Source organism: Bradyrhizobium elkanii USDA 76 (genome assembly GCF_023278185.1).
GTDB lineage: Bacteria > Pseudomonadota > Alphaproteobacteria > Rhizobiales > Xanthobacteraceae > Bradyrhizobium > Bradyrhizobium elkanii.
This window is the reverse complement of the sequence record NZ_CP066356.1, coordinates 4,993,629-5,006,888: the sequence shown is the minus strand read 5'-3', so window position 1 is coordinate 5,006,888 and position 13,260 is coordinate 4,993,629. Positions and strand designations below refer to the sequence as shown.

The window sequence follows — 13,260 nt, the reverse complement described above, 5'->3', positions numbered from 1 at the left end:
ACAAAACTGGAACAATTCCGGATGCGATGCTATATCTTGAATATCGTGGATAACCGGCGTGAGGGCAAAGGCGGCGAGCCGGCACCGGCGTATAGGGTCATCCACGACGCCTGCGACGTAAGTGGCGAAGGTTGAGAGTGGCGGCCGATGTCCGGACGCCCGGTTTTTGAGTGGAGATGATGCGATGGCAGGAAGCGTGAACAAGGTGATCCTGGTGGGAAATCTCGGCAAGGATCCGGAAATCCGGCGGACGCAGGACGGCCGTCCGATCGCAAACCTTTCCATCGCCACCTCGGAAACCTGGCGCGACAAGGGCACCGGCGAGCGCAAGGAAAAGACCGAGTGGCACCGCGTCGTGATCTTCAACGAGGGCCTCTGCAAGGTCGCCGAGCAGTATCTGAAGAAGGGCGCCAAGGTGTACATCGAGGGTCAGCTGCAGACCCGCAAATGGACCGACCAGAGCGGCGTCGAGAAGTACTCGACCGAAGTCGTGCTGCAGGGCTTCAACTCCAACCTCACCATGCTCGACGGGCGGGGCGGCGGAGGCGGCAGCTTCTCTGATGATGCCGGCAGCGATTTCGGCTCGTCCGGACCGGTCAGCTCGGCGCCGCGCCGCGCCGTCGCCGCGGGTGGCGGCAGCCGCAACAGCGACATGGACGACGACATCCCGTTCTGAGGAGCGGTCGCGCTTCCATCCATTCCGTCAGGCGCCGTTCCGTGAAGATCATTCTCCGGAACGGTTGATGCGATCCGGAGCAGCAATTTCCTCGTGTGGAATATGAGGATAACCCGATAACTGTCTGTCGGAACGTCGCTGATCCTCCGTGCAGGGATGCGGGTTCCCTGGACTTTGACACAGGTGAATGTAAATGATATTTACATTTGCCTGCGGCAGTTGATGTCTGGCCGCGAGCTTCACTCGAGGGCCGCCATCATGAGCCTCGCGCCATTGCTCGACGCCGCGCCTGCGATCCCGCTCCACGCCTTTGCCGCGATGGCTGCCTTCGTGCTCGGCTCCATCCAGCTCGCCGTCCCCAAAGGCACGCTGCCGCACCGGACCCTGGGCTGGATCTGGGTGATCCTGATGCTGGTGGTCGCCGGAAGCTCGTTCTGGATCCATCAGATCCAGCTGGTCGGTCCCTGGAGCCCGATCCACCTGCTGTCGATCTTCTCGCTGGCGCGCTTGTGCTCGGCGTAATGGCGGCTCGGAGCCACAATGTCCGCCGCCACAGGTTCACGATGATCGGCATCTTCTTCGGCGCACTGCTCATCGCCGGACTGTTCACCTTGATGCCCGGGCGGATCATGCATGCGGTGGTTTTCGGCCAGTGACGGAAGAGGCGAGCAGCCTATGGCGAGTGGCGAATAGGGATTTTTCCGTTCGCTCTTCGTCATTCGCTGCACGCTTCCCGACCAAGCAGCCGGAACCTCGGTGTCCAACCCCTAAGTGCATGAAAAAACGAACGGAAAAACGGCTTGCCGGAGCCGCCCGAGGGTGGTTATCAGGCCTCCGATGGGCTATATGATTCCCCAGTAGAACCGACCGGATTTCCCCTTTGTCCGATAACGACGACCACAAGCCCGGCGAGCCGCCGGGACCCTCAGATATTCGTCCCGTTTCCATTCTCGACGAGATGAAGAAGTCCTACCTCGATTACGCGATGAGCGTGATCGTGTCGCGTGCGCTGCCCGATGCGCGCGACGGGCTCAAGCCGGTGCACCGGCGCATCCTCTATTCGATGCATGAGCAGGGACATACGCCGGACAAGAAATACGTGAAATCCGCGCGCGTCGTCGGCGACGTGATCGGTAAATATCACCCGCATGGCGACCAGTCGATTTACGACGCGATGGTCCGCATGGCGCAGGATTTCTCGCTGCGCGTGCCGCTGATCGACGGCCAGGGCAATTTCGGTTCGGTCGACGGCGATCCGCCGGCCGCCTATCGATATACGGAAGCGCGGCTGACCCGGGCGGCGCTTGCCGTTCTGGCCGACATCGACATGGAAACCGTCGATTTCCAGCCGAACTACGACAACTCCGAGAAGGAGCCGTCGGTTCTGCCGGCCCGGTTCCCGAACCTGCTGGTCAATGGCGCCGGCGGCATCGCCGTCGGCATGGCGACCAACATCCCGCCGCACAATCTCGGCGAGGTCGTCGACGCCTGCGTGGCGCTGATCGACAATCCGGCGCTCACAATCGACGAACTGATCGACATCATTCCCGGACCGGACTTCCCGACCGGCGGCGTCATCCTGGGCCGCCAGGGCATTCGCAGCGCCTACCATCTCGGCCGCGGCTCGATCGTGATGCGCGGCAAGGTGACGATCGACACCATCCGCAAGGACCGTGAAGCGATCGTCATCACCGAGATTCCCTATCAGGTGAACAAGGCGACGATGGTCGAGCGCATCGCCGATCTCGTCAAAGAGAAGAAGATCGAGGGCATCGGGGACCTGCGCGACGAGTCCGATCGCGACGGCTATCGCGTCGTCATCGAACTGAAGCGCGAAGCGGTGCCCGACGTGGTGCTGAACCAGCTCTACCGGTTCACACCGCTGCAGACCAATTTCCCGGCCAACATGCTGGCGCTGGATTCCGGCCGTCCACAGACGATGAATCTGAAGGACCTGCTCACCATCTTCGTCGCGTTCCGCGAGCAGGTGGTGACCCGGCGGACCAAGTTCCTGCTCGGCAAGGCGCGAGACCGCGCCCACATCCTGGTCGGCCTCGCGATCGCGGTCGCCAACATCGATGAGATCATCCGCGTCATCCGGACCTCGCCCGATCCGAACACCGCGCGCGAGGCCCTGATGTCGCGCGACTGGCCGGCGCGCGACGTCGAGGCGATGATCACGCTGATCGACGATCCCCGGCATCGCATCAACGAGGACGGCACGCTGCGGCTGTCGATGGAGCAGGCCAGGGCCATCCTCGACCTTCGGCTGCAGCGCCTGACCGCGCTGGGGCGGGACGAGATCTCCGAAGAGCTCGACAAGCTCGCCGCCGAGATCGCCGACTATCTCGACATCCTGCGCTCGCGTGCGCGCGTCCAGGGCATCGTCAAGACCGAACTCGCCGAGGTGAAGCAGCAGTTCGCCACGCCGCGGAAGACCGAGATCATCGAGCAGGAAGGCGAGGTCGAGGACGAGGACCTGATCCAGCGCGAGGACATGGTCGTGACCGTGTCGCACGCGGGCTACGTCAAGCGCGTGCCGCTGTCGACCTACCGGGCGCAGCGCCGCGGCGGCAAGGGCCGCGCCGGCATGCAGACCCGCGACGAGGATTTCGTCTCGCGCCTGTTCGTGGCGTCCACGCACACGCCGGTGCTGTTCTTCTCGTCGCGCGGCCAGGTCTACAAGGAAAAGGTCTGGCGGCTGCCGATGGCGGCGCCGAACGCGCGCGGCAAGGCGCTGATCAACATCCTGCCGCTGGAGCAGGGCGAGCGCATCACCACCATCATGCCGCTGCCGGAGGATGAATCCTCCTGGGCCAATCTCGACGTGATGTTCGCGACGACCGGCGGCACGGTTCGCCGCAACAAGCTGTCCGACTTCGTCGATGTGCGCCGCTCCGGCATCATCGCCATGAAGCTCGGGGAAGGCGAGGCGATCGTCGACGTGCAGATCTGCACCGAGCATGACGACGTGCTGCTGACCGCCGCCGGCGGCCAGTGCATCCGTTTCCCCGTCACCGATGTGCGCGTCTTCACCGGCCGTACCTCGATGGGCGTGCGCGGCATCGCGCTGGCCGAGGCCGACAAGCTGATCTCGCTGGCGATCCTGCGCCATGTCGAGACCACCTCGGACGAGCGCTCGGCCTACCTGAAGATGCGCCGCGCCGTGGCCGGCGAAGCCGCGGCCGAGGAGCCGGTCGAGGCCGAAGGCGAGGAGACCGCGAATGCGATCCAGCTGTCGCAGGAGCGCTATGCCGAGCTGTCGGCGGCCGAGCAGGTCGTGCTGACCGTCTCCGTCAACGGCTATGGGAAGCGGACCTCGTCCTACGAGTACCGCACCACCGGCCGCGGCGGCAAAGGCATCGTCGCGATGAGCGTCAACAACCGCAACGGCAACCTGGTGGCATCGTTCCCGGTCGAGGACGCCGACCAGATCATGCTGGTCACCGACAAGGGCCAGCTGATCCGCTGCCCGGTCGCCGACATCCGCGTCGCCGGCCGCTCAACCCAGGGCGTGATCGTGTTCGACACCGCCGAGGACGAGCACGTGGTCTCGGTCGAGCACATTCCGGAAGAGGAAAACGGCGAGAACGGCAACGGCGGCTAGCGCCGCCGGGCCGTTGAATTTCCTGTAGCCCGGATGAAGCGAAGCGAAATCCGGGCTACGCCAAGGTATTCGCGGCGCGTTCCAACTCCTCGGTGATCTTCGGGAGCGCGTCCATCTTCCCGATCTGGGCGAACCAGCACCACAGCTCGAGCGTCGAGGCCAGCCGGTAGAGGGCGATCGTGGCTTCCCAATCAGAACGGTCGCTCGCGCCATAACCCGCGAGCAATCCGTCGCGCTTCGGCGCGTCCTTCGGCGTGAAGTAGTAGAGCGCCTTGGCGACGTCCATCAGCGGATCCCCGGCGGTGGCATTCTCGAAATCGACGATGCCGGTGAGACGCGGCTGCCCCTCCGGTGTCACCAGCACGTTGCCGGCGTGGAAGTCATAGTGGCAGAGGCGGGGCGTGTCGGCTGCGTCGAGCAGGACGCTGCGCGCCAGGATGCCGGCCCGCAGCCGCGCGGCCAGCGCTTCGTCCCCGCCGCGCGTGCAAAACTCGGTCAGCTTCCGCTCGAACTGCGCGGACATGTAGGCGCGGTTGGTCGGGTGCGACGTCCAGACGCCGTGCGGGCCGATATAGCCGAAGCTGTCGAGCGTGATGCCATTGATATGGCGGAGCGCCGCGCCCATGGCGGCGTAGATCGAAAACAGCTCCTGATCCGTCAGCGCCGCCTCGCGGTTGCCGAGCACGACGCCGTCGAGCTTGCTCATCAGCACAAAATTGAGGTCGATCAGCGCGCGGCTGTCGTCGGCCATGAGGATACGGGGAATGGCAATGCCGGCGTCGCGCACAAGACCAAGGACATAGACCTCCTTCGCCATCTTCCATTGCAGCTGGGCGGGATAGACCTTGAGGATGCAGCTTGGCGCATCGGCCCGCGTGATCTCGAGGATCGTGCTGATCTCGCCGCCGTGCAGTTCGGTGATGGCTGCCACGGGCGATCCCGGCGCAACCCGATCAATGATCGCCTGCGCCTGGTCGATCGAAATCTCCAGCCGCGGCTTCAGCTGAAGAGGCGGATCGTCTGACATGTCCGCATCCGGCCGCGGGACTAGATCTCGATCTCCGTCCCGAACTCCACGACCTGTCCGGTCGGCACGCCGAAGAACGCCGCCGACCGCTCGGCGTTGCGCTGCAGGAAGGCGAACAGCGATTCCCGCCACACCCACATGCCCGGAATGTCTTCCCGCGGAATGATGGTTTCGCGGCCGATGTAGTAGGTCACATCGGTCAGACGCACACCGGGCAGTTTGCCCTGACGGCAGGCGAGCTTCAGCCCTTCGTAAATGGTCGGATATTGCATGAAGCCGTAACGCAGGATGACCCGGATGATGCCCGGGGTTACGTCGTGAACCACAACGCGATCCTCGTCCGAGATGCGCGGGGATTCCTCGATCTGGACGGTGACCAGCAGCACGCGTTGGTGCAGCACGTGGTTGTGCTTGACGAACTGGGTCAAGGCGAGCGGCACGCCTTTAGGGGCGGAGGCGAGGAATATGGCGGTGCCCGGCAGCCTGCTGTGGCACTTGTTGACCGCGGTCTCGATCAGATCTTCTTCCGGCTGACGCAGCTTGCTGCGCGCCGTCTCGACCAGTTTCACGCCGCCGCGCCAGGTCAGCATCAGAAACGCAACGGCGGCCGCAAGCAGCAGCGGGAACCAGCCGCCTTCGAACAGCTTGGTCGAGTTCGCCGCAAAGAAGATCGCGTCGATGATGAAGAAAAAGCCGTTCACGGCGATCACGATGATCGGCGAATAGCCCCACCGGATCGCGACCAGCGCTGCAAGCAGCGTGGTGATCGCCATCAACAGCGACACTGCGATGCCGTAGGCGCCGGCGAGCGCGTCCGAGGTGCCGAAGGCCAGCACCGCGCCGAGCGTTCCCGCGGCGAGCAGCCAGTTCACCAGCGGCACGTAGATCTGCCCGATCGCATCGCTCGTGGTGTGCTCGATGTGCATGCGCGGCAGGAAGCCGAGCTGGATCGATTGCTGGGTCAGCGAGAACACACCCGAGATGATGGCCTGCGAGGCAATCACGGTGGCGATGGTCGCGAGCAGGACGAGCGGGTAATGCGACCAGTCAGGCGACAGCTGGAAGAACGGGTTTTCGATCGCGGTCGGATCGGTGATCAACAGCGCGGCCTGGCCGAAATAGTTCAGCACCAGGGCAGGCAGGCAGACGGCGAACCAGGCGAGCCGGATCGGAAAGCGGCCGAAATGTCCCATGTCGGCATACATCGCCTCACCGCCGGTGACCGCGAGGAAGGCGGCGCCGAGGATGGCGAAGCTGACGTGAAAATCCTGATGGATCAGGAAATCGAATGCATAAAGCGGGCTCAGCGCAACCAGCACGCCGGGCGCCTTGACGATGCCGTGAATGCCTAGGGCCGCCAGCACGGCGAACCAGAACAGCATCACCGGACCGAAGATCCTCCCGATGAAGCCGGTGCCCTGCTTCTGCATCATGAACAGGCCGATCAGGATGACGACGGTGATCGGCACCACCGCAGGCGTCAGCGAGGGCGCGTCGACCTTGAGGCCTTCGATCGCCGACAGCACCGAGATGGCCGGCGTGATGGCGCCGTCGCCATAGAGGAGGGCTGCGCCGATCAGGCCGACCACCAGAAGGTGGGCGCGCCAGGTGCCGGGCGCGGCGTTGCGCGCCGAGAGCAGCGCCAGGAGCGCGACGATGCCGCCTTCGCCGCGGTTGTCGGCGCGCAAGATCAGCATCGCGTATTTGATCGAGATGATGAGGATCAGCGCCCACAGGATCAGCGAGACCACGCCGAGCACCGCGCTCTCGGTAAGCGGACCGCCATGGGTGGCGGCCTTGGCTGCTTCCTTCAGGGCGTAGAGGGGACTGGTGCCGATGTCGCCATAGACGACGCCGAGGGCACCGAGCGTGACGGCAACCGGGATCGGACTGGACGGGGGGCGGCCAGAAGAAACGATGGCGGGCGTACTCGTCACGGCAATCCCCCGATGTCTTGCGCGCGCCAGGTCATCCGGCCGGGCGCCTTAGACGATAGTCTGCGACGGGACGTCGCAAATTACCATTGGGTTTTGTGTGACGGCCCGACCTTACGCCAGGCTGACGACCGACTTCGCTTGAATACGCGCTACGGGGTACGGTCTGCGGTGACCAGGCGGGCTTCGCGAACCACCGTCTTGTTGCCGGCGGTGCGCAGGCACGAGGCCTCGAAATTCGGCCAGGCCTGCTGCGAGCAGTCCTTGCCGATCGGGTGGACGTCGAGACGGTCGCTCTTGGCCAGCGGCTGCGGGGTGGAGGCTTCGACCTGCGGCGCAAAGCCCGGCAGCACGGTGAGCGCGGCGGCAATGAACGCGGCCACAGCGACGGCGGAAAGTGCCTTGATCATGACGGTCCCCAGTTGATCGGGCCGCCCGGGCCCATCGTTTCATTGTCGAATGTCTACCGGCCGCAAGTTTCCTGGTGTCTTCGCCACCCCGGGAAATGGTTTCGTCGCGGGCCGGTTTTGTTTCGTCCGCCAACGGCCGACGAAACATTCACCCCCGTAGACGCTGGCATCCCAGGACTCGTTCACTGGACGACTGGAAATTTGTTTCGAGCAGGCGATGGAACCCGGGCGGCTTGCCGGGGAGAGCCGGGCGGGTTAGGAGGGACCATGTCCCGTATCGCGATCTATCCTGGCTCCTTCGATCCCGTCACCAACGGCCATCTGGACGTGGTGAAACAGGCCGTCTTCCTCTGCGACCGCCTGATCGTCGCCATTGGCGTCCATCCCGGCAAGAAGCCGCTGTTTTCCACCGAGGAACGGCTGGCCATGGTCCATGAGGTGTTCGGCCCCATCGCCCAGCAGGCGGGCTGCGCCTTCGAGAGCGCGACCTATGACAACCTCACGGTGGCGGCGGCGCGCGCGACCAAGGCCACGTTGATGATTCGCGGCCTGCGCGACGGCACCGATCTCGATTACGAGATGCAGCTTGCCGGCATGAACGAGGCCATGGCGCCCGAGGTGCATACCGTGTTCGTTCCGGCGTCGGTCGCGGTCCGCCCGATCACCGCCACACTGGTGCGCCAAATCGCCCAGATGGGCGGCGACTTCTCTGCATTCGTGCCGTCATCGGTTGCCGCTAGCCTGAAGGCCAAGTTCGCCGGCTGATCCCGGCGGCCTGCCACACCCCGATCGTTAAAGCTCCGGAGTTGCCATGATCCGCATTCTTGCATTCGTTGCCGCGCTGCTCTGCGCCGTGCCCGTGGTCGCGCAGTCGCTGCCGGCCAATCTCGACAAGGCCGATGCGATCGTGATCGACACCACCAAGGGCCGCATCGTCATCAAGCTGCGCACCGACATTGCGCCCAAGCATGCCGAGCGCATCAAGCAGCTGGCGCGCGAGGGCTTCTACAACAACGTGCCGTTCCATCGCGTGATGGACGGCTTCATGGCGCAGACCGGCGACGGCCAGAACTTCAACGGCACCGGCGGCTCGAAATACCCGAACCTGAAGCAGGAATTCTCCCAGGTGCCGTTCAAGCGCGGCATCGTCGGCATGGCCCGGCGCGGCGACAGCGTCGACAGCGCCAATTCGCAGTTCTTCATCATGTTCGCCGACGGACCGAGCCTGAACGGCCAGTACACCGTGATCGGCGAGGTGGTGCAGGGCATGGACGTGGTCGACAAGCTGAAGAAGGCGTCTGCGGGCTCGCCTGGCGGAGCCGTCACCGATCCCGACAAGATGGTGAAGGTGCAGGTCGCATCCGACATCAAGTGATCCGCGATGGCGGCGCGCAGCAAACCATGTGCCTGGTTCGCCGCGCCGCTGCTGGTGTGGCTCGCGCTGACCGGATCTGCGGCGGCCGAGCCGGAGCAACTCAATACGATCAAGGACGTTGTTCTTGCTATCCACCGCTGCTGGCGGCCGCCGCCGGCGGACAAGGCCGGCCCGATCGACATCACCGTCATTGTCAGCTTCAACCGCGAGGGCGCGATCCTCGGACATCCCAGGATCAGCTATGAATCGCAGGAGGCGACCGACAACGACCGGATTGCATACCGGGTCGCGGTGATGGAGGCGTTGCAACGCTGCACGCCGTTGCCATTTACCGAGAGTCTCGGCGGCGCAGTCGCCGGCCGCCCATTCGCGATCCCGTTCAGGAATAAGAAGTATCCACCCCGAAGCCAGGAGAAGCGAGCATGGCTGCTACCGAAAATACTCTGATCCTCGAAACCACGCAGGGCCCGGTCACGATCGAGATGCGCCCGGATCTCGCGCCCGGCCACGTCGCGCGGATCAAGGAGCTGGTGCGCGAGGGCTTCTACGACGGCATCGTGTTCCACCGCGTGATCGACGGCTTCATGGCGCAGACCGGCTGCCCGCAGGGCACCGGCATGGGCGGCTCCGGCAAGAAGCTGAAGGCCGAATTCAACAAGGAGCCGCATGTCCGCGGCACCGCCTCGATGGCCCGCGCCGCCAATCCGGATTCCGGCGACAGCCAGTTCTTCATCTGCTTCGACGACGCCTCCTTCCTCAACGGCCAGTACACCGTCTGGGGCAAGGTCACCGAGGGCATGGAGAACGTCGACAAGATCAAGCGCGGCGAGCCGGTGAAGGATCCGGACAAGATCGTCAAGGCGCGCATGGCCGCCGACGCGGCGTAAGTCAAATACTCCGTCATTCCGGGGGCGATGCGCAGCATCGAACCCGGAATCTCCAGATTCCGGGTTCACGCTTCGCGTGCCCCGGAATGACGGCGCTGAATTATTAGTCACCGCCATGCGCACCGACCTTTTCGACTTCGAACTGCCGCCCGAGAGCATCGCGCTTCGCCCCGCGAGCCCGCGCGATTCCGCACGGATGCTGGTGGTGCATCCCGACGGCGTGCTGCGCGACGCCACCATCGCCGACCTGCCGCATTGGCTGGAGGCGGGCGATCAGATCGTCGTCAACGACACCAAGGTGATCGCGGCGCAGCTCAGGGGCCGCCGGATCGGGCGCGACACCGAACCGAAGATCGAGGCGACCTTGATCAAGCGGCTCGACGGCTCGCGCTGGCAGGCGCTGGTGAAGCCGGCGAAGAAGCTCAGCCCCGGCGACACCATCCGCTTCGGCAATGAGGGTAGGGTGTGCCTGCTCGGCAATCTCGATGCAGAGGTCGAGGCCAAGGGGCAGGAGGGCGAGGTGACGCTGTCATTCTCGTTCCATGGTCCGGTGCTCGACCAGGCGATCGCCGATGTCGGCGCCACGCCGCTGCCGCCCTACATCGCCTCCAAGCGCACGCCTGACGAGAAGGACGTCAGCGACTACCAGACCATGTTCGCCACCAATGAAGGCGCGGTCGCAGCGCCCACGGCGGGGCTGCATTTCACGCCCGCGCTGGAGGCCGCGCTGAAGAGCCGCGGCGTCGAGCTGCACCGCCTGACGCTGCATGTCGGGGCAGGGACGTTCCTGCCGGTGAAGACCGAGGAGACCTCGGAGCACAAGATGCATGCCGAATGGGGCTGCATCACCGCCGAGACCGCTTCCGCCTTGAATGCCGCGCGCGCAAGAGGCGGCCGGATCGTCGCGATCGGCACTACTTCGCTGCGGCTGCTGGAGAGTGCCGCCAGTGCCGACGGCACTATCGAGCCGTTTGCGGCGGAAACCTCGATCTTCATCACGCCGGGCTACCGCTTCCGCGCGGTCGATATTTTGCTGACCAACTTCCACCTGCCGCGCTCGACGCTGTTCATGCTGGTCTCGGCCTTCTCCGGCCTCGAGACGATGCAACGCGCCTACGCCCACGCGATCAGGGACGGCTACCGGTTCTATTCGTACGGCGATGCGTGCTTGCTGTTTCGGGCGCGAGGCTAGCTCCGCAAGCACGGCCGCTTCACCGTCACCCCCGCGCAACGGCGCAGCCGTTGTCGCTGGAGGCGGCCGCTTCTTCAGCGGCCCTCGAGGGCGACGGCCCGACTGGGGCCGACGCATCCTTCGAGACGCCCGACGCGCGGGCTCCTCCAGCGACAATGGCTGCGCCGTTGCGCGGGGATGACGGTTCTCGCATTCACGCCATCGCGCGTTCGGGCAGCAGCTCGGCGATCTGCACCGCGTTGAGGGCGGCGCCCTTGAGCAGCTGATCGGCCGCGACGAACATCGAGATCGAGTGGCCGCTGGGGTCGCTGAGATCCTTGCGGATGCGGCCGACCAGCACGTCGTCCTGGCCGGAGGCGTCGATCGGCATCGGGAAGTAGTTCTTGGCGCGATCGTCGACGACCTTGACGCCCGGCGCCCGCGCCATGATCGCGCGCACCTGGTCCTCGGTGATCGGCTTCTCGCATTCGAAGGTGATCGCCTCGCAATGCGCGCGCAGCACCGGCACCCGCACGCAGGTGACGCCGACCGCGATCTTCTCGTCCTCGAAGATCTTGTGGGTCTCCTTGATGACCTTGGTCTCCTCGTCGTTGTAGCCGGTCTCCGGATCAACAGCGGTGTTGTGGTTGAACAGGTTGAAGGCGTAGGGGTGCGGCATCACCTTCGGGGTGTAGACCTGACCGTTGAGATTGGCGCGAGTGGACTCGAGGAGCTCCTCCATCGCGGCTGCGCCGGCGCCGCTCGCGGCCTGGTAGGTCGAGATGATCACGCGCTTGATGCGGTTCTTCTGGTGGATCGGCCACAGCGGCACCAGCGCGGTGATGGCGGCGCAGTTCGGGTTGGCGATGATGCCCTTGTGGTCGCGGATGCGGTTGGCGTTGATCTCGGGGATCACCAGCGGCACGTTCGGGTCCATCCGGAACGCCGAGGAATTGTCGACCACGACGGCGCCGGACTTCACGGCAAGCGGCGCGAACTTCCTGGAGATGCCGCTGCCGGCCGAGAACAGCGCGATGTCGACGCCCTCGAAGGCGCGCTCGGTCAGTTCCTCGATCACGACCGGCTTGCCGCGGAAGCTGACGGTCTTGCCGGCCGAGCGGGCGCTCGCCAGCGCCTTCAGCTTGCCGACGCGGAAGCCGCGCTTGTCCATGGTGGCGATGAATTCGGCGCCGACGGCGCCGGTTACGCCGACAATCGCGACGACGGGATCGTTACTCACTTTATCCTCCATTTGAGATGTGTTGGGTGTGCTGCAGGCAATAAAAAAGCCCCGGACCTTCATCAGGCGGGGCTTCGGGTAGAGATGATGCGGTTCGACCGACTACGCGCGCACGCCTCCCGAGGCCCCGGAGGGCTTGGCGGTTTTGCTGGTGCGTTTGGTCGCGGTGATCATGGATCGGACTTATGCGGGACAGATCGGCGTCCGTCAACGGCTTTGGGGCGAAAACTTGGCGAGGGAGAACTTGGCAAGGAAAACCTGGCAAGTCCCGCGCCGGGCCTCAGCGCCGGCGCGCGCCGGGCGGCTCGAGGATCACCTCTTTCAGATCGCTGCCGGCGAGCACGACGATGACGAAATTGAGCTTGCCGCGTTCGCGCATCAGGCCGCCGCTGATCGCCTTTCCGGAGGTCGTGTGCTCGGCCACCCGCACCGCGTCGGCGAGGCGATGCCGGAGCGCCCTGAGCACGACGAGGTTGTCACGGTCTTCGGCGCCGAGTGATTTCAGCGGCGCGGCGGCCTCGCCACCCACGACTTCGCCGGTCGCCGCGTCAATGGCGTGGCGCCAGATGCGGTCCTGCTGCATGGTCTTGACCCGGTAGACAGCGGGCTCCGACGCGCCGTCGAAGCTGATGTCGGCGGTGATCGAGCCGGAGTGCAGCGCCTCCGCAATCGCCATCGCCTTGCGCAGCGAGATCTGGGCGGCCTGGAAGCTGTCGAGCTCGCGGCGAACCGCGTGCACGTCGAGCGCGCTGTCGTTGTCTTGCGGGGTGAGCGCCGCGGCAGTTGAGCTCGTGATCGCGTACGCCGGCGTCGCGAAGGGCAGGGCAATGAGCGCGGTTGCCAGCAGCCGCATGCCGAATGCCCAATGCCGCAGTGCGTGTAATCGTCCCGTCGTCATGGTCGCATCCGTCGCGTCGAACCGCCGCCCGGGCA

The 13,260-nt window shown here is 65.1% G+C and carries 12 protein-coding genes and 1 pseudogene; 8 read left to right on the top strand and 5 right to left on the bottom strand.

Annotated elements, in window-relative coordinates:
- The first annotated feature begins 184 nt into the window (after positions 1-184).
- The 3 genes and pseudogenes from JEY66_RS24415 (at position 185) to gyrA (ending at position 4,283) form a co-directional block, all read left to right on the top strand.
- Positions 185-676: a single-stranded DNA-binding protein gene (locus JEY66_RS24415; RefSeq protein WP_018271556.1), complete on the top strand. Its 492-nt coding sequence runs from the start codon at positions 185-187 to the stop codon at positions 674-676.
- 258 nt (positions 677-934) lie between these two features.
- Positions 935-1,332: pseudogene (locus tag JEY66_RS24410) on the top strand (DUF2306 domain-containing protein).
- 224 nt (positions 1,333-1,556) lie between these two features.
- Entirely contained in the window at positions 1,557-4,283 is a 2,727-nt protein-coding gene (gene gyrA / locus JEY66_RS24405) for a DNA gyrase subunit A (RefSeq protein WP_018271557.1), read from the top strand.
- Between the two features lie 55 nt (positions 4,284-4,338).
- On the opposite strand, the gene JEY66_RS24400 is transcribed toward gyrA, so the two are convergent.
- From JEY66_RS24400 to JEY66_RS24390, 3 genes are all read right to left on the bottom strand, one after another.
- Positions 4,339-5,310 (bottom strand): phosphotransferase family protein, encoded by a 972-nt coding sequence (locus JEY66_RS24400; RefSeq protein ID WP_018271558.1) that lies wholly within the window; start codon positions 5,308-5,310, stop codon positions 4,339-4,341.
- Positions 5,311-5,330: 20 nt separating this feature from the next.
- Positions 5,331-7,229 carry a potassium transporter Kup gene (locus tag JEY66_RS24395; RefSeq protein WP_051110169.1) on the bottom strand — a complete coding sequence of 633 codons (1,899 nt, stop codon included), beginning with the start codon at positions 7,227-7,229 and terminating at the stop codon, positions 5,331-5,333.
- A gap of 167 nt (positions 7,230-7,396) precedes the next feature.
- The gene (locus JEY66_RS24390; RefSeq protein WP_016846093.1) at positions 7,397-7,654 is read right to left on the bottom strand and encodes a hypothetical protein; all 258 of its coding nucleotides are present in this window, start codon (positions 7,652-7,654) and stop codon (positions 7,397-7,399) included.
- A 267-nt stretch (positions 7,655-7,921) separates the two neighbouring features.
- Between JEY66_RS24390 and coaD the strand changes: the two genes are divergently transcribed.
- The 5 genes from coaD (at position 7,922) to queA (ending at position 11,108) form a co-directional block, all read left to right on the top strand.
- The gene (gene coaD, locus JEY66_RS24385; protein WP_016846094.1) at positions 7,922-8,419 is read left to right on the top strand and encodes a pantetheine-phosphate adenylyltransferase; all 498 of its coding nucleotides are present in this window, start codon (positions 7,922-7,924) and stop codon (positions 8,417-8,419) included.
- 46 nt (positions 8,420-8,465) lie between these two features.
- Complete coding sequence (locus JEY66_RS24380; RefSeq protein ID WP_016846095.1) at positions 8,466-9,029, top strand: peptidylprolyl isomerase; 564 nt, start codon at positions 8,466-8,468, stop codon at positions 9,027-9,029.
- Between the two features lie 6 nt (positions 9,030-9,035).
- Entirely contained in the window at positions 9,036-9,476 is a 441-nt protein-coding gene (locus JEY66_RS24375) for an energy transducer TonB (protein WP_016846096.1), read from the top strand.
- Positions 9,452-9,916, top strand: a complete 465-nt coding sequence (locus JEY66_RS24370) for a peptidylprolyl isomerase (protein WP_016846097.1) — start codon at positions 9,452-9,454, stop codon at positions 9,914-9,916. Before JEY66_RS24375 ends, JEY66_RS24370 begins: the two co-directional genes overlap by 25 nt.
- A gap of 115 nt (positions 9,917-10,031) precedes the next feature.
- Entirely contained in the window at positions 10,032-11,108 is a 1,077-nt protein-coding gene (gene queA / locus JEY66_RS24365) for a tRNA preQ1(34) S-adenosylmethionine ribosyltransferase-isomerase QueA (protein ID WP_018271560.1), read from the top strand.
- Positions 11,109-11,301: 193 nt separating this feature from the next.
- On the opposite strand, the gene JEY66_RS24360 is transcribed toward queA, so the two are convergent.
- Positions 11,302-12,339 (bottom strand): aspartate-semialdehyde dehydrogenase, encoded by a 1,038-nt coding sequence (locus JEY66_RS24360; RefSeq protein ID WP_018271561.1) that lies wholly within the window; start codon positions 12,337-12,339, stop codon positions 11,302-11,304.
- A 268-nt stretch (positions 12,340-12,607) separates the two neighbouring features.
- On the bottom strand, positions 12,608-13,180 hold the full coding sequence (locus tag JEY66_RS24355; protein WP_018271562.1) for a PepSY domain-containing protein: 573 nt from the start codon (positions 13,178-13,180) through the stop codon (positions 12,608-12,610).
- Positions 13,181-13,260: the final 80 nt, after the last annotated feature.